This is a genomic window from Streptomyces rectiverticillatus (assembly GCF_013394065.1).
In the GTDB taxonomy this organism is placed as follows: domain Bacteria; phylum Actinomycetota; class Actinomycetes; order Streptomycetales; family Streptomycetaceae; genus Streptomyces; species Streptomyces rectiverticillatus.
The window spans coordinates 4548902-4565229 of the sequence record NZ_CP040752.1 but is presented as its reverse complement, the minus strand read 5'-3'; the positions used below and the strand labels follow the sequence as shown (position 1 = coordinate 4565229).

16 protein-coding genes are annotated in these 16328 nt (G+C 72.4%); 7 read left to right on the top strand and 9 right to left on the bottom strand.

The features are described from left to right. Together FGW37_RS19975 and FGW37_RS19970 are read left to right on the top strand one after the other, a co-directional pair. On the top strand, window positions 1-780 hold the full coding sequence (locus FGW37_RS19975) for an alpha/beta fold hydrolase (RefSeq protein WP_179082301.1): 780 nt from the start codon (window positions 1-3) through the stop codon (window positions 778-780). Window positions 781-861: 81 nt separating this feature from the next. Continuing rightward, on the top strand, window positions 862-2415 hold the full coding sequence (locus tag FGW37_RS19970) for an ABC transporter substrate-binding protein (protein ID WP_179082300.1): 1554 nt from the start codon (window positions 862-864) through the stop codon (window positions 2413-2415). A 23-nt stretch (window positions 2416-2438) separates the two neighbouring features. Here the strand turns inward: FGW37_RS19970 and FGW37_RS19965 are convergent, their stop codons facing one another. Further along, a complete protein-coding gene (locus tag FGW37_RS19965; protein ID WP_058047096.1) occupies window positions 2439-2651 on the bottom strand; it encodes an SCO4848 family membrane protein in 213 nt (70 codons plus the stop codon). Window positions 2652-3015: 364 nt separating this feature from the next. On the opposite strand from FGW37_RS19965, the gene FGW37_RS19960 reads away from it, so the two are divergent. Beyond that, the gene (locus FGW37_RS19960) at window positions 3016-4197 is read left to right on the top strand and encodes a D-alanyl-D-alanine carboxypeptidase family protein (RefSeq protein WP_343067134.1); all 1182 of its coding nucleotides are present in this window, start codon (window positions 3016-3018) and stop codon (window positions 4195-4197) included. Between the two features lie 6 nt (window positions 4198-4203). Here the strand turns inward: FGW37_RS19960 and FGW37_RS19955 are convergent, their stop codons facing one another. The 3 genes from FGW37_RS19955 to trpS all read right to left on the bottom strand — a co-directional run bounded on the left by FGW37_RS19955 (window position 4204) and on the right by trpS (window position 6858). Next, window positions 4204-5076: a YihY/virulence factor BrkB family protein gene (locus FGW37_RS19955; protein WP_179082298.1), complete on the bottom strand. Its 873-nt coding sequence runs from the start codon at window positions 5074-5076 to the stop codon at window positions 4204-4206. Window positions 5077-5123: 47 nt separating this feature from the next. Beyond that, window positions 5124-5711 carry a 2'-5' RNA ligase family protein gene (locus FGW37_RS19950; protein WP_179082297.1) on the bottom strand — a complete coding sequence of 196 codons (588 nt, stop codon included), beginning with the start codon at window positions 5709-5711 and terminating at the stop codon, window positions 5124-5126. A 133-nt stretch (window positions 5712-5844) separates the two neighbouring features. Further along, window positions 5845-6858, bottom strand: a complete 1014-nt coding sequence (gene trpS / locus FGW37_RS19945) for a tryptophan--tRNA ligase (protein ID WP_179082296.1) — start codon at window positions 6856-6858, stop codon at window positions 5845-5847. A 124-nt stretch (window positions 6859-6982) separates the two neighbouring features. Between trpS and rocD the strand changes: the two genes are divergently transcribed. The 3 genes from rocD (at window position 6983) to FGW37_RS19930 (ending at window position 9473) form a co-directional block, all read left to right on the top strand. After that, window positions 6983-8188, top strand: coding sequence for an ornithine--oxo-acid transaminase (rocD, locus tag FGW37_RS19940; protein WP_246430462.1), 1206 nt, complete (start codon window positions 6983-6985; stop codon window positions 8186-8188). Between the two features lie 112 nt (window positions 8189-8300). Further along, a complete protein-coding gene (locus tag FGW37_RS19935) occupies window positions 8301-8885 on the top strand; it encodes a TetR/AcrR family transcriptional regulator (protein WP_425506556.1) in 585 nt (194 codons plus the stop codon). Between the two features lie 21 nt (window positions 8886-8906). Next, a complete protein-coding gene (locus tag FGW37_RS19930; RefSeq protein WP_179082293.1) occupies window positions 8907-9473 on the top strand; it encodes a DUF4865 family protein in 567 nt (188 codons plus the stop codon). Window positions 9474-9494: 21 nt separating this feature from the next. Here FGW37_RS19930 and FGW37_RS19925 read toward each other — a convergent pair whose 3' ends face one another. The 3 genes from FGW37_RS19925 to pdxR form a co-directional block, all read right to left on the bottom strand. Beyond that, window positions 9495-10682, bottom strand: a complete 1188-nt coding sequence (locus FGW37_RS19925) for a glutathionylspermidine synthase family protein (protein ID WP_179082292.1) — start codon at window positions 10680-10682, stop codon at window positions 9495-9497. Between the two features lie 4 nt (window positions 10683-10686). Further along, complete coding sequence (locus tag FGW37_RS19920; RefSeq protein ID WP_179082291.1) at window positions 10687-11052, bottom strand: hypothetical protein; 366 nt, start codon at window positions 11050-11052, stop codon at window positions 10687-10689. 130 nt (window positions 11053-11182) lie between these two features. Further along, window positions 11183-12598 (bottom strand): MocR-like pyridoxine biosynthesis transcription factor PdxR, encoded by a 1416-nt coding sequence (gene pdxR, locus FGW37_RS19915; RefSeq protein WP_179082290.1) that lies wholly within the window; start codon window positions 12596-12598, stop codon window positions 11183-11185. Between the two features lie 47 nt (window positions 12599-12645). Here pdxR and FGW37_RS19910 point away from each other — a divergent pair, with 47 nt between their 5' ends. After that, on the top strand, window positions 12646-13128 hold the full coding sequence (locus FGW37_RS19910) for a carboxymuconolactone decarboxylase family protein (protein ID WP_179082289.1): 483 nt from the start codon (window positions 12646-12648) through the stop codon (window positions 13126-13128). 89 nt (window positions 13129-13217) lie between these two features. Here the strand turns inward: FGW37_RS19910 and FGW37_RS19905 are convergent, their stop codons facing one another. Then, on the bottom strand, window positions 13218-14237 hold the full coding sequence (locus FGW37_RS19905; RefSeq protein ID WP_179082288.1) for an ABC transporter substrate-binding protein: 1020 nt from the start codon (window positions 14235-14237) through the stop codon (window positions 13218-13220). Next, window positions 14227-16293: an ABC transporter permease gene (locus tag FGW37_RS19900; protein WP_179082287.1), complete on the bottom strand. Its 2067-nt coding sequence runs from the start codon at window positions 16291-16293 to the stop codon at window positions 14227-14229. Before FGW37_RS19900 ends, FGW37_RS19905 begins: the two co-directional genes overlap by 11 nt. Window positions 16294-16328 lie beyond the last annotated feature (35 nt).

Sequence of the window (16328 nt, the reverse complement as noted above, 5' to 3'; positions counted from 1 at the left end):
ATGACACAGATTCCCGCATTCGCCACCACCGTCACCGGCTCCGGCCCCGGCCTGCTCCTCGCGCACGGCGCGGGCGGCAGCATCGAGGGGAACTACGCACCGATCATCCCGGCCCTCGCCGAGCACCACACCGTGGTGGCCCCCGACTACCCCGGCTCCGGTGCGACGCCCCGCGCGGAGCGGCTGACCCTGGACGGCCTCGTGGACGGGATCGTGGCCGCCGCCGACGCGGCGGGCCTCGATACGTTCACCCTCCTCGGCTACTCGCTGGGTACCCTGGTCTCCGTCCGGACCGCGGCCCGCTACCCGGACCGGGTGCGCGGGCTGGTCCTGACGGCCGGTCTGGCCAGGCCGGACAACCGCACGCTGGCCTCGCTGGAGCTCTGGCAGCACTTCCTCGCGGCCGGCGAAGCCGAGGCCTTCGCCCGGTTCATCGTCCTGTCCGGATTCGGCGAGGACTTCTACAACGCCGTGCCCGCCGAGCACGTGCCGGCCTTCCTGGACCTGATCGCCGCGGGCGTCCCGGCCGGGACCGCCGAGCAGGCCGCCGTGGTGGCGACCGCCGACACCCGGCCCCACCTGGCCGGTATCTCCGTCCCGGCCCTGGTGATAGCCACCCTTCAGGACACCCTCGTCTCCCCCGCCAACTCCCGCCTCCTGGCGGACGGGATCCCCGGTGCGGAGTACGCGGAGATCGAGACGGGGCACATCCCGATGGCCGAGAAGCCGCGCGAGTGGGAGAAGCTGATCCTCGACTTCCTTGCCCGCAAGGAACTCTGACGATCACTTGGCCGATTTCCCGGACGTACGGCCGTTCCTGTGTTTGAGTGAGGCGCATCACTGGGCGGAGGGGGCGCGGGGATGCGTGGGCTTCGGGCGGGGGCGGCCGTGGTGGCTGCGGTGCTGCTGGCGGGCGGGGCGGGAGGGTGTCAGCTGGTCTCGCCGGGGGACGAGGACCAGGAGCCGATCACCGTCGGCACCACGGACACCGTCACCTCCCTCGACCCCGCCGGCGCCTACGACGCGGGCTCCTGGGCGCTGTTCAGCAACCTCTATCAGTCATTGCTGACCTACGCCCCCGGCACGGGCTCCCCCGTGCCGGACGCGGCCGACCGGTGCGGCTTCCAGGGGAAGGACTTACGCACGTACCGGTGCGAGCTCCGCGAGGGCCTGAAGTTCGGCAACGGGCGCGAACTGACCGCCGAGGACGTGAAGTTCTCCTTCGAGCGGATCCTGCGGATCAAGTCGCCCCAGGGGCCGCAGTCGCTGCTGGACACCCTGGAGTCCGTCGGCACCACCGGACGGACCGTCACCTTCCGGCTGCGGGTCCCCGATGCCACCTTCCCGTTCAAGATAGCCACCGGCGCCGGCGCCATCGTCGACAGCTCGCGCTACCCGGCCGACAGGCTGCGCACCGGTACCGAGGCCGACGGCTCCGGCCCGTACGCCCTCAAGAGCTACCGCCCGCGCTCCGTGGCCGAGCTGCGGCCCAACAAGAACTACCAGGGCGCCGTGAAGCACCGGGGCGGCGACGTGTCCGTGCACTACTTCCGGGACTCGGCCGCGATGAGCAAGGCGTGGAAGCAGCGCTCCCTCGACGTCGCCGGGCGGCTGATGCCGCCGTCCGACATCGCCGCGCACTCCCTGTCCGACACCGGGGTGAAGCTGATGGAGAGCGCGGGCAGCGAGACCCGCTCCATGTTCTTCAACCTGCGTGACGGCTCGCCGCTGAAGCCGCTGCCCGTCCGCCGGGCCGTCGCCGCCGTCGTCGACCGCGAGGCCCTCGCGCGCGACGTCCACCGCCGCACCGTCGAACCGCTGTACTCCCTCATCCCCCAGGGCCTCACCGGCCACACCACGTCGTTCTTCGACCTCAACCCCCAGCCGGACCCCGAGTCCGCACGCTCCATCCTGAGCCGCGCCGGCATCACCACCCCCATCCGCTTCACGCTCGCGTACTCGCAGGGCGCCGCCACGGACGAGGAGGCGGCGCTGCTCAAGCGGCAGCTGGAGAGCACCGGGCTGTTCGAGGTGACCACGCGGCACGTGGAGTGGACGGAGTTCCGGCAGGGCTACGCCCGGGGCGTCTACGACGCGTACTGCGTCGGCTGGCTGGCCGACTTCCCCGACCCGGACAACTTCACCACCCCGCTGGTGGGCCGGTCCTCCTCCTTCCGTACGGGCTACGCCAATCCGAAGGTGGAGCAGCTCATCGGCGCCACGCAGGACAGCTCCCTGCGCAGCGGCGTCTCGAAGGACTTCCGGGCCATCCAGGAGATCATCGCCCAGGACGTCCCCGTACTGCCCCTGTGGCAGAAGAAGGACTACGTGCTCAGCAGCGCGTCCGTCTCGGGGACGCAGTACCTCTCCGACGGGACCGGGCAGTGGCGCCTGTGGGAGCTGGGACGGCTCTGACGGCCCGGCGCCCCGGCGGGCCCCTATGACCTGCGCCGCAGCGCCCTGACGCCGCGCAACCCGATCAGGCCCACGGCCGTCCCCAGAAGAAACGAGGTGACCGCGAGCGCGAGATGCACCCAGAAGTACGCGGTCGGGTCACCCGCGTCGTCAAAGGCGAGACCGCTGCCGTCCTTCCACAGATTCTTCGCGAAGGTGATCCAGATGACCCAGCTCCACGCGCCGAAGGCGAGCAGGAACCAGGAGACGGGACGGGAGAGGACGGCAGGGGCGCCGGGGGCGGTGGAGGCCCCGGACGCGGCGGGGGCGGCGTCGGACGTAGTGCTCGGCATGAGCTTCAGTATGCGTTCGGGTCAGCGCACTAGTCCTATCGGGTCCCCGGCCGTCATCCGAGCCAGTGAGGCGGCGACTGGAACCCCCAGGTGGCGGGGTAGTTTCACGGACGTGCCGACGACGACATCACGCCCCACGCGGGCCGCCGCGACGCGACGACGTCACGGGGCCGCGCTCGCGGCCGCCGCCTCTCTGATCGTCCCGTTGACGACCGCCGCCCCCGCCCTTGCCGATCCCACGCCCTCCCCGACCCCGAGCCGCCCGAGCGTGAGCCCCAGCCCCTCGGGCGTCCGGGCCACCGGGGGCGCGACCGCCCTGGAGGACGACGGCAAGGGCATCGGCCGGGGCGCGCCCCGGAGGCCGCCCGCCCGGATGTCCACCGTCGGCGGCGAGATGCTGGGCCGGCCGGGCCCGCAGGTGCGGCTCGGCCCGGGCGCGCCGCAGCTGCCCAAGGACCTCAGCGGGCGCTCCTGGCTCGTGGCGGACGCGGAGTCGGGCGAGATCCTCGCCGCGAACAACGCGCACTGGCAGCTGCCGCCCGCCTCGACGCTGAAGATGCTCTTCGCCGACACGGTGCTGCCGAAGTTCCCCCGGGCGAAGACGCACCGGGTCGCGCCCTCCGACCTGGAGGGCATGGGCGCGGGCAGCAGCGCCGTGGGGGTGAAGGAGGGCTCCTCGTACAGCGTCCACGACCTGTGGCTGGGCGTGTTCCTGCGCTCGGGCAACGACGCGGTGCGCGTCCTCGCGTCCATGAACGGAGGGATCCCGAAGACCGTGAAGGACATGCAGGCGCACGCCGAGGATCTGCAGGCGCTGGACACCCACGTCGTCACCCCCGACGGCTACGACGCGGACGAGCAGGTCTCCAGCGCGTACGACCTGACGCTGTTCGCCCGTTCGGGCCTGCAGAAGGCGGACTTCCGCGAATACTGCTCGACGGTGTCGGCGCAGTTCCCCGGCGAGGAGAAGCCGGGCAAGCCGCGCGAGAGCTTCGGCATCGTCAACACCAACCGGCTGCTGACGGGCGAGGGCATGCCGAACGGCATGCCGTACAAGGGCATGGCCGGGGTGAAGAACGGCTCGACCACCAACGCGGGCAATACCTTCACGGGCGTCGCCCAGCACGACGGGCGCAAGCTGCTGGTGACGGTGATGAACCCGGAGATCCAGGAGCCGTACGAGGTCTACAAGGAGACCGCGCGGCTCCTGGACTGGGGCTTCGAGGCGGCCGGGCACGTCAAGCCGGTCGGCATGCTGGTTCCCCCGAAGGGAGGCGCCGCGGGCGGCAAGGGCGGCGGCAAGGCGGGCGGGAGCAGCACGCAGGCGTCGGTGGCGAGCGCGGGCTCCGGCGGGATGTGGACGGCCGTGGGGATCGCGGGCGGGGCGCTGGTGGCGCTGGCCGCCGGGGCGTTCATGGTGCACCGGCGCTGGCCGCGTCCCAAGGGGTGACCGGCCTCAGTCCGTACGCGCTTCGCCGTTCGGCGGCTCCGCCGCCGAACGGGTGGCCGTCCACGCCGCGCAGAACAGCACCAGCTTCGCCATGAAGTTGATCCACAGCAGTAGCGCGACGGGCGTGCCGAAGGCCCCGTACATGCTCTTCGCGGCCACTCCCCGCAGATAGCCGCCGAGCAGCAGTTTCAGCAGCTCCAGGCCGACGGCCCCGAGGAGCGCGCCGACGACGAGGCGGCGCCGCGGGGGCAGGACGCCGGGCAGCCGGGAAAGCACGTAGAGCATCAGCAGGAAGTCGGCGAGGACGGCGATGCAGAAGCCGGCCGCGGTCAGCAGCGCGCCGATGCCGTCCAGCCCGGCCCTGGCGGCCACCCAGTCCACGGCCGCCGACGCGAAGGCCGAGCAGCCCAGCGAGACGAGCGCGACGCCGCCGAGGCCGAGGAGCAGCGCGCCGTCCTTGAGCCGGAGCAGGACGGGGTTCCCGGGGCTCTCCTCCTTCTCCCAGACCGCGCGCAGGCACTCCCGCAGCGAGCCGATCCAGCCGACGCCGGTGAACAAGAGCAGTGCTCCGGCCACGATCCCGACCGTGCCCGCGTTGTCGACGAGGCTGCTGAGGTCGAGCTGGCCGGAGATGCCGGGCACCTGCTCGGCGAGCCGCCGCTCCAGGTCCCGCATCTGCTCCTCGCTGAGCAGGGCCGCGCCGACGGCGGCCCCCACGGTGAGCAGGGGGAAGAGGGCCACGAAGCTGGTGAAGGTGATCGCGGCGGCGAGCCTGGTCCACTTCACCCGGTCCAGGGTCTCGTACGAGCGCCACGCGTGGGTCCGCATGAGGCGGGTGATCAGGGGCCCGATGCCGGGGAGCCGCGTCAGCCATTCCATGGCGTACGTCTACCACCCCGAGGTGGGGGTAAGCCCGCCGAGCTGCGCTAACGCGAAGGCGCGGGGGGTCGTACGCCGGTCTGCTGGGGGACGGCCGGCGCCGTCCCCTCCCCCTCCCCGAACGGATACTCGCGCTCCAGGCGCCACACGCCGTCCTCGCCCTGCTCGTAGAGGGCGAAGGAGCCGATCGTCCAGGCGGCCCGGAAGCCGGCGAGCTCCTCGTAGGCCCGGTCCATGGCCTCCTCGGCGATGCCGTGGGCGATGGTGACGTGCGGGTGGTACGGGAACTGCAGCTCGCGGGCGACGGGCCCGGAGCCGTCCCGGATGCGCTTTTGCAGCCAGGCGCAGGAGGAGGAGCCCTCGACCACGTTGACGTAGACGACGGGCGAGAGGGGGCGGAAGGTGCCGGTGCCGGACAGGCGCATGGGGAACGGCCGGCCCTCGGCGGCGACCCGGGCGAGGTGCTCCTCGATCGCGGGCAGGGACGAGGTGTCGACCTCGGTGGGCGGCAGCAGGGTGACGTGGGTGGGGATGCCGTGTGCGTGCGGGTCCCCGAAGCCCTCGCGGCGCTTCTGGAGGAAGCTGCCGTACGGCTCCGGGACCGCGATCGAAACGCCGAGCGTTACGGTCCCCATTGCGTTCTCCCTCCTGTGCGCCTGTATGTCCCCGTGGCCAGTGTGACGGCTGTGCCACACCCCGTGCCAGAGCTCCTGGTCCCTTACGGGCCGGGACCAGGGGCCCGGAGCGCTTCCGGTGGCCCGGCCGCCCTCAGTGCTTGGCGGGCAGGAAGCCCACCTTGTCGTACGCCTGGGCGAGCGTCTCCGCCGCGACCGCGCGGGCCTTCTCGGCGCCCTTCGCCAGGATCGAGTCCAGCGTCTCGGGGTCGTCGAGATATTCCTGCGTGCGGGCGCGGAACGGCGTCACCCACTCCACCATGACCTCGGCGAGGTCGGTCTTGAGCGCACCGTAGCCCTTGCCCTCGTACTTCTGCTCCAGATCCGCCATTCCCGTACCGGTGAGCGTGGCGTAGATGGTGAGCAGATTGCTGACGCCGGGCTTGTTCTCCGGGTCGAAGCGGATCACAGTGTCGGTGTCGGTGACCGCGCTCTTGATCTTCTTGGCGGAGACCTTGGGCTCGTCGAGGAGGTTGATCAGGCCCTTGGGGTTCGCCGTCGACTTGCTCATCTTCGCCGACGGGTCCTGCAGGTCGTAGATCTTCGCCGTCTCGCGGACGATGTGCGCGGACGGGAGGGTGAAGGTGTCGCCGAAGCGGCCGTTGAAGCGCTCGGCCAGGTCGCGCGTGAGCTCGATGTGCTGGCGCTGGTCCTCGCCCACCGGGACGGCGTCCGCCTGGTAGAGGAGGATGTCGGCGACCTGGAGGATCGGGTACGTGAACAGGCCGACCGTGGTGGCCCCGGCGCCCTGCTTGGCGGACTTGTCCTTGAACTGGGTCATCCGGGAGGCCTCGCCGAAGCCGGTGAGGCAGTTCATCACCCAGCCGAGCTGCGCGTGCTCGGGGACGTGGCTCTGCACGAAGAGGGTGCAGCGCTCCGGGTCCAGGCCGGCGGCGAGCAGCTGGGCCGCGGCGAGGCGGGTGTTGGCCCGCAGCTCCTGCGGGTCCTGCGGCACGGTGATCGCGTGCAGGTCGACCACCATGTAGAAGGCGTCGTGGGTCTCCTGCAGGGCCACGTACTGGCGGACGGCACCGAGGTAGTTCCCCAGGTGGAACGAGCCTGCGGTGGGCTGGATACCGGAGAGAGCGCGCGGTCGATCGAGGGCCATGCGCACATTCTCTCAGGTGCGGTGCCCGACTCCGTCCGACGGTGGGGCCGCGAGTAGTAGAAAGGTGGAACAGGGGGCACAGCAATGCCCGCACACGCATGCCCGTACACGAACGGAGCACACGGTGACTTCCACGGAACGCAGCATCGCCGCCGCCGAGGCCCACAGCGCGCACAATTACCATCCGTTGCCGGTCGTCGTCGCGTACGCGGAGGGCGCCTGGATGACGGACGTCGAGGGGCGGCGCTATCTCGACATGCTCGCCGGGTACTCCGCGCTCAACTTCGGCCACGGCAACCGGCGTCTGATCAACGCCGCGAAGGCGCAGCTCGATCGGGTGACGCTGACCTCGCGCGCCTTCCACCACGACCGCTTCGCCGAGTTCTGCACCGAGCTCGCCGCGCTGTGCGGCAAGGACATGGTGCTGCCCATGAACACGGGCGCGGAGGCGGTCGAGACGGCCGTGAAGACCGCCCGCAAGTGGGGGTACAAGGTCAAGGGCGTGCCGGACGGCCGGGCGAAGATCGTCGTGGCGGGCAACAACTTCCACGGCCGCACCACCACGATCATCAGCTTCTCGACGGACGAGGAGGCCCGGGCGGACTACGGCCCGTACACGCCGGGCTTCGAGATCGTCCCCTACGGCGACCTGGCCGCGCTGGAGGAGGCCGTGGACGACTACACGGTCGCCGTGCTGCTGGAGCCGATCCAGGGCGAGGCGGGGGTGCTCGTGCCGCCGGCCGGCTACCTGCCGGGCGTGCGGCGGCTGACCGCCGAGCGCGGGGTGCTGTTCATCGCGGACGAGATCCAGTCCGGGCTGGGCCGCACCGGCAGAACGTTCGCGTGCGACCACGAGGGCGTCGTCCCCGACATGTACGTGCTGGGCAAGGCGCTGGGCGGCGGCGTGGTGCCGGTGTCCGCCGTGGTGGCCTCCCGGGAGGTCCTCGGCGTGTACCGGCCGGGCGAGCACGGCTCGACCTTCGGCGGGAACCCGCTGGCCTGCGCGGTGGCGCTGGAGGTCATCACGATGCTGAAGTCCGGCGAGTTCCAGCAGCGGGCCACGGAGCTGGGCGAGCACCTCCACCAGGAGCTGGGCCTGCTGGTGGGCGGCGGCGCCGTGGAGGCGGTGCGCGGGCGCGGCCTGTGGGCGGGCATCGACATCGCCCCCTCGCATGGTACGGGCCGGCAGATCTCGGAGCGGCTGATGGAGCGGCGCGTGCTGGTGAAGGACACCCACGGGTCCACGATCCGGATCGCCCCGCCGCTGGTGATCAGCAAGGAGGACCTGGACTGGGGCCTGGACCAGCTGCGGGCGGTGCTGGGTTCCTGACGGAGCGGGCGCGAAGGGAGGGGCCGGGGGGCGCCCGGCCCCTTTGCCGTGTTTCCCGTGCCCGGCCACCAGGTGTTGATCTTCTGTACCTACTGGTATGTACACTCCTCGTATGAGCACCTCGGACACCTCGGCCACCTCTGAACGTCTCATCGAGAGCACCCGCGAGCTGCTGTGGGAGCGCGGCTACGTCGGCACCAGCCCCAAGGCCATCCAGCAGCGCGCCGGAGCCGGGCAGGGCAGCATGTACCACCACTTCAGCGGCAAGCCCGGCCTCGCGCTGGCCGCGATCCGGCGGACGGCGCAGGAGATGCGCGGCAAGGCCGAGCAGCAGCTCGGCGGGCCGGGCACCGCCGTGGAGCGGATCACCGCCTATCTGCGGCGCGAGCGCGACGTCCTCAAGGGGTGCCCCGTCGGGCGGCTGACGCAGGATCCGGACGTGATGGCCGACGCCGCGCTGCGGGCGCCGGTGGACGAGACGTTCGTGTGGCTGCGGGGACGGCTCGCCGAGGTGCTCGCGGAAGGCGTCGCGCGCGGCGAGCTGTCCGCCGGCCTCGACCCGGCGGTCACCGCCGCGACCGTCGTCGCCGTCCTCCAGGGCGGCTACGTCCTGGCCCGCGCCGCCGGTTCGACGGCGCCGTTCGAGCAGGCCGTCGACGGGGTGCTCGGGCTCCTCTCCGCCCAGTCCGCCTCCTGATACCGAAAGGCGCAACGTCCCTTGTACGCCAAGCAGTACGAGATCACCCTCCCCGCCGACTACGACATGGGGATCATCCGCGACCGCGTCGCCACGCGCGGCCACGCCCTCGACGACCGCGCCGGCATGGCCCTGAAGGCCTACGTCATCCGCGAGCGCGGCGTGGACGGGTCGCCCGTCAACCAGTACGCGCCGTTCTACCTGTGGAACGACACCGCGGAGATGAGCCGCTTCCTCGTCGGCGGGGGCGGGTTCGAGGGCATCGTCCGGGACTTCGGGCGGCCCGTCGTGCGGCACTGGGCCGGGGTCGCCCGTGAAGCCGGGCCCGCGCGGGGTGCGGTGCCGCGGGCGGCGTCCCGGCGGCTGACGCAGCTGCCCGCCGAGGGGCTGACCGAAGCGGTGGCGGCGGAGACCGCGGCGCTGCGCGAACTGGCGGCCGGGCACGACGGCGTGCACACGGCCGCGCTCGCCGTCGACCCGTACCACTGGCAGCTGCTGCGCTTCGTGCTGTGGCAGGAGGCCGTCCCGGACGGCGAGGACGTCACCGAGCGGTACGAGGTGCTGCACCTGTCCGCGCCGGAGCTCTGACCGCCCGGGCCGCCGGGCGGCTCAGCCGTCGATCACGTGCGGGACGAACCGCGCGTACTCGTCGGTGATGAGCCCCGCCGACTCCCTGATGCCCAGCCCGGCCGGCTCGCCGTCGACCACCCACGCGCCGAGGACCGTGCGGTTGCCGTCGAAGTCCGGGAGCGGGCACAGCTGCTGGTAGCAGCACGGCTCCTCCCGCAGCACCGGATCCGTGCCCGCCTCGTGGACGGTGATGCCGGCGCCCTCCCGGCCCAGCAGCGGCTTGGCGACCCAGCCGCCGCTGCGGGCGAGCTCCCGCGGGCCGTCGAGGTAGGCGGGGAGCAGGTTGGGGTGGCCCGGGTGGAGCTCCCACAGGATCGCCAGGAGCGCCTTGTTGGACAGCAGCATCTTCCACGCCGGCTCGATCCACAGCGTGGATCCCGTACCGCCGCCGTTGTCGAGGGTGTCCAGGGCGTTGGGGCCGAAGCGGTCGGTCGTCAGCCACTCCCACGGGTAGAGCTTGAAGCAGGAGCGGATGAAGGCGTACCGCTCGTCGACGAAGCGGCCGGAGAGGGGGTCCCAGCCGATGTTCTCCATGGAGATCGCCCGGGTGTCCAGGCCGGCCTGCTCGGCGGTCTCGCGCAGGTAGGCGACCGTCATCAGGTCCTCGCCGAGCTCGTCGCCGGCCGAGTGCGCGAAGTACAGCGGCGTGCCGGGCGGCAGCAGCGGCGCCTGCCGCTTCCAGGCGTCGACGAGGCGCTCGTGCAGGGAGTTCCACTGGTCGAGTCCGGGGAAGCGGTCCTCCATCCAGAACCACTGGGCGCTCGCCGCCTCCACCAGGGAGGTGGGCGTGTCGGCGTTGTACTCCAGCAGCTTGGCCGGGCCGTCGCCGTCGTGGCGCAGGTCGAAGCGGCCGTAGACGGAGGGGAGTTCGTCGCGGCGGCGCCAGGACTCGGCGATCAGGGCGGTCAGCGCCGGGTCGGTGAGGCCGAGGTCGGCGAAGCGGTCGTGCTCGACGATGTGCGCGGCCGCGGCCGTGCACATCTCGTGCAGCTCCGCGACACTCTCCTCCAGCTCCTCGACCTCGGCGAGCGTGAAGGAGTAGTACGCACTCTCGTCCCAGTACGGGCGCAGGGAGCCGTCGGGGAGGCGGGTCAGGGGGTAGATCACGCCCTGCTCCTCGACGGTGGCCTGCCAGCCGGGACGGGGCTCGGTGCGGTGGCGGCGCATCGGGTCAGCCGCCGCCGGAGCCGGAGTTCGAGCAGCCGAAGCCGCCCCGGTCGGCGGCCTGGCTCTTGCTGAACGTGCCCTTCTCGGCGTACCCGCCGGACTTGTCCGAGCCGTAGTACCAGCGGCCCGCCGAGCTGCTGCCGCCGCCGCTGCCGCCGCCGTTCCCGCTGCCGCCGCCCTTGCTCTTGCAGGCCTTGGAGTCGACGACCCGGTAGCCGCCGCGCGCGACGTCGTAGCTGTTCGGGTCGACGCAGCGCTTGTCCGGCTCGGATCCGCAGGAGGTCAGGGCCGCGGCGAGCGCGCCCATCCCGCCGAGGACGACCGTGGACGAGCGCAGCCTGCGCCGCGTCCTGCCTGTCTTTTCCGTCATGCAGATGACCCCCGTCATGTTCTGCTTCTGGCGTTTCGTCCGGTGTTTCTGCTGTGTCGCCAGCAGTTTTCACTCCCGCACTCACGTGCGATGAGGCCACTCACCCTAAGGGGCCCAGGGCGGCGGTCGTTCACTCCGCCGGCGGCAGGATCCTCAGCAAGGCCTCCAGGGCGCCCGGGAACGCGTGGTCCGGCGGGGTGCCGTAGCCGACGATGAGGCCGCTGGGGGCGGAGTCCGGGGCCGGGGTGCAGCGCAGGCGGGCGAGGCCCTCCAGGGCCAGGCCCTCCCACGCCGCGGCCTGCAGGGTGGGGTGCTCCGTGCCCGGCGGGAGTTCGAGGACGGCGTGCAGGCCCGCCGCGATGCCGGTGACCTTGATGTGCGGGGCACGCTCGGCGAGGACCTCCACGAGCCGGTCGCGCCGCCGCCGGTACCGCAGCCGCATCGCGCGGACGTGACGGTCGTAGGCCCCGGACGTGAGGAACTCCGCGAGCGTCAGCTGCTCCATGACGCCCGAGCTCCACTCCCCCGCCCGCTTGTGGGCCAGCACCTCGCCGGCGAGGTGCTCCGGCAGCACCATCCACGCGAGCCGCAGCCCCGGCGCGAGGGCTTTGCTCGCGGTGCCGAAGTAGACGATGCGCTCCGGGCTGAGGCCCTGCAGACAGCCCACCGGCTGCCTGTCGTAGCGGAACTCGCCGTCGTAGTCGTCCTCCAGGATCGTCCCGCCGGTACGGGCCGCCCAGTCGACGACCGCGGCGCGCCGGTCGGGGTGCAGGGGCACGCCGGTGGGGAACTGGTGCGCCGGAGTGATGAGCACCGACCGGACGGCCGCCTTGCCGCCCTCCAGCACGCCGACGTCGGCGCCCTGCTCGTCCAGCGGCATCGGCAGGCACCGCAGCCCCGCCCGCTCCAGCGCCTCCCGGTGGAACCACAGCCCGTACTCCTCCACCCCCATCTCCCGCGTCCCGCGCTCCCGCAGCACCCGGCTCACCAGCCCCAGGCCCTGCGTGAACCCCGAGCACACCACGATCCGCTCCGGGTCCGCGTGCACGCCGCGGGCTCGCGCCAGGTAGCCCGCGAGGGCGGTCCGCAGCTCGATCCGGCCCCGCTCGTCGACGTGCCCGAGCGCGTCGTGCGGGGCCGCCGCCATGGCCCGGCGGGCCGCGGCGAGCCACGCGGCGCGCGGGAAGGCGGAGACGTCGGCGGTGCCGGGGCGCAGGTTGTAGACGGGCCGCTGCGGCGTCCGCACGGGCGGCGTCCGGCGCTCGGGCGCCCGCGCGGCGGCCCGCCGGGCCACCCGCGTACCCGACCCCTGGCGGGCGGTCAGCCAGCCCTCGGCGACGAGCTCGCCGTACGCGTCGGCCACCGTGTTCCGGGCCAGGCCGAGGTCCGCCGCGAGCGTACGGGAGGAGGGCAGCCGGCTGCCGGGCGCGAGCCGGCCACTGCGGACGGCATCGCGCAGGGCCCGGATGAGGGAGGCGCGCACGCCGCCCGGCCCGCTCAGGTCCAGGTGGAAGTCCACACCCGAAGTGGCCCATGATTTCTCCATGGGAATGGACCATACCCGTGGGCTGCACCCGGCCTAATGTCGTTCCCATGACGACCACGACCGCACAGACCACCCCCCACCACCACGGCCCCCGCATGCTGCTCCAGGAGTTCGCCCCGGAGGTCCAGAAGGCGATGCTGAACCTGGAGCGGGCGGCCCGGAAGGGCCTGGAGACCTCCCTCATCGAACTGGTCAAGATCCGCGCATCGCAGATCAACCGCTGCGCCTTCTGTCTCGACATGCACACCAAGGACGCCCGCCGCCTCGGCGAGTCCGAGGAGCGCATCTACCTCCTCAACGCGTGGGAGGAGGCGGCCGGCCTCTACACGGAGAAGGAGCAGGCGGCGCTCGCCCTGACCGAGGCGGTCACCCTGCTGCCCTCCGGGGTCTCCGACGCGGTCTACGAGCGGGCGGCGAAGCACTTCCCCGAGCAGGAGCTCGCCCAGCTGATCGCCATGATCACCACCATCAACGCGTGGAACCGGATCGGCGTGACGACCGGCCTGGGCCCGGGCGCGTACGCGGTCTGAGCCCCGCCCTCACACGGTCCGGGGCCCCGTCCCGCACGACGAGAGCGGCGCCGTCCACGGGGGTACGGCGCCGCTCGCTCGGCATCTCCCTACGGGAGCCACTTCATCCAGACGTCCGGGTTCTCCTCCACCCAGCGCTTCGCGGCCTCGTCCGCGCTGAGCTTGTCCTCCGCGATCATCTGGGCGACGGCGTTCTGGTCCTCCTTCGACCACTGGAAGTTCTTCAGGAAGCGGGCCGCCTTACCGCCCTTGCGGGTGAAGTCCGCGTTGAGGAACTTCTTCAGCTGCGTCGTGGGGTAGGCGCAGTTCACCGTCGCCGGGTCCGCCGTCCCCTTGTCCGCGCACTCCTGGGTGTACGCGGGCAGCTTCACCTCCACCATCGGCACCTCGTTGAAGAGCCACTGGGGCTCGTACCAGTAGGTGAGGAAGGGCTTCTTCTCCTTGGCGGACTGCTGGATCTGGGTGATCTGCGCCGCCTCCGATCCCGCGAAGACGACCTTGTAGTCCAGGCCGAGGTTCTTCACGAGCGCCTTGTCGTTGGTGACGTACGACGGCGAGCCGTCCAGGAGCTGGCCCTTGCCGCCGCTCTCGGGCGAGCGCAGCTGGGAGGCGTACTTGTTGAGGTTCCGCCAGTCGAGGACGTCGGGATGGGCGTCGGCGAAGTACTTCGGCACCCACCAGCCGATGTGGCCGGTGACGCCGAGGTCGCCGCCGGAGGCGATCGTCTTCTTGTCCTGGACGTACCGCTTCTCCTGCTCCGGGTGACCCCAGTCCTCCATGATCGCGTCGACGCGGCCCTGGCTGAGGGCGTCCCAGGCGGGCACCTCGTCCACCTGCACGGTATCGACGCGGTAACCCAGCTCGCGCTCCAGCAGGTACTTGGCGACGGCCGTGTTGGCCCGCGCGCCCACCCAGGACTGCACGGACAAGGTGACGGTCTTCGTCCCCGCCGCATCGGCGTACGGGGACGCCTGCTTGGTCATGTCGGCCGCGCCGCAGCCGGTGGCCGTGGCGGCGGCCAGGACGGCCAGGGCGGCCGCGGCCACCACCGTCCTGCGCGTGCCACGCGCTCCGCGCGCTCCGCGCGTTCTCTGCGTCCTAGGCGCCATCACGCGCTCCCTTCGTCGGCTGCGTGACCCGGTCGAGCATCAGCCCCAGGCACGCGATGGCCACACCCGCGGTGAGGCCCGTGGCCAGGTCGCCCTGGGCCAGGCCGAAGACGACCTCGTAGCCGAGCGCGCCGCCGCCGACGAGACCGCCGATGATGACGACCGACAGCACCAGCACCACGGCCTGGTTGACCGCGAGCAGCAACTGCGGGCGGGCCAGCGGGAACTGCACCTGGCGCAGCTGCTGACCGCCGGTCGCACCCAGCGAGCGGGCCGACTCCATCGCACCGGGGTTCACCCGGCGCAGGCCCTCGCTCGCGATGCGGACGACGGCGGGCAGCGCGTAGACGACCGCGGCCGCGGCGGCCGGGGCCCGGCCGATGCCGAACAGCGCCACGACGGGGATCAGGTACACGAACTGCGGCATGGTCTGGAAGACGTCCAGGACCGGCCGCAGCAGCCGCTCCACGCGCGGGCTGCGCGCGGCGGGCACCGCGATCGTGAAGCCGAGGACGAGCGTGACGGCCACGGCGGCGATCACCTGGGAGAGCGTGTCCATCGACAGCTCCCAGCGGCCCAGCACGCCGATCGCGGCCAGCGACAGGACCGCCGTCAGCGCGGTCCGCCACGTGCCGATGAGCCAGGCGAGGGCGGCCACGAGGAGGAGGGCGCCCCACCAGGGGAGGGCCAGGAGGCCGTCGCGCAGGGGGTCGAGGACCCAGGCGGTGTAGTGGGCGGCGAGGTCGGCGGTGCCGCCGATGCCGGGGAGGCCGGTGTAGAGGTGGTCGACCATCCAGTCCTTGGCCTGGTTGACCGGGGCGGCGATCGCCACGGTCCAGCCGTCCGGCCAGGGCTTGTCGCCCGTGGCGAGGGCCGCCGTGGCGACCGCGGCCAAGGCCGCGAGCCATGCGGTCGTTCGCCGGGTGCGGCCCGTCGTCCGGTTGTGCCCACCCGTTCCGCCTTGCGGAACGCCTGCCCACAACCTGGGGAGGCGGGAAGGCCGGGGAGACCCGGGAGCGGCCGCGCCCGCCGTCGTGCGGTCCAGGACTATGGCCAGGAGGACGATCGGGATGCCCGCGGCCAGGGCGCTGCCGACGTCCACCGTCGACAGGGCCTGGTAGACGCGGTCTCCCAGGCCGTCCGCGCCGATCACGGACGCGATGACGGCCATCGACAGGGCCATCATGATGGTCTGGTTGACGCCCAGGAGCAGCTCGCGGCGGGCGAGCGGCAGGCGCGCGGTCAGCAGCCGCTGCCGTCCGGTCGCGCCGAGCGACTCCACCGCTTCCAGGACGCCCCGGTCGGTGGAGCGCAGGCCGAGCGCGGTCAGGCGGGCCATGGGCGGCGCCGCGTAGACGACGGTCGCCAGGACGGCGGGCGCCACGCCGATGCCGAAGACGAGGACGACGGGCAGCAGGTACGCGAAGGCGGGCAGCGCCTGCATGGTGTCGAGGACGGGCCGCAGCGCGCGGAACGTACGGTCCGACAGGCCTGCTGCGAGGCCCATCAGCGCGCCCACGGCGACGGACACCGCCACCGCGACGATCATCAGCGCGAGCGTGCGCATCGTGGGCACCCACATGCCGAGCAGGCCGCAGGCGGCGAACGAGGCGAGGGCGGTCACGGCGACCCGTACGCCCGCCACGCGCCAGGCGATCAGCGCCGCCGCTGCCGTCACTCCGGCCCAGCCGAGGGCCAGGAGGACGGTGTAGACGGCGTGCACGGCGCCGATGATCGCGCCGCTGATGTGCCCGAAGAAGTAGAGGAAGGCCCAGTGGCCGTCGCGGTTGTCGATGATCCAGTCGCTGGCCCCGGTCAGGGGCTTGGTCAGGTCGACGGTGAGCGCGGACGGCCAGGTGCCGCTGCCGTGGATCGCTGCCGCCACGGGCCCGAGGACGGCCGCGGCGGCGGCGAGGACGAGCAGCTTGCGGGCCGCGGGCCGGGCCCACAGGGCCTTCAGCGCCGCCGCACCGGCGTCGGCTTCCGGCTCGGACTTCGCCCTGGCGGCAGCTGCGCGGGCGGGAGTGGTGACTGTGCTCACGCGGTCCGCCTCCATCGAAGGCACGGGATCCGGTGCCGGTCCGGTGCCGG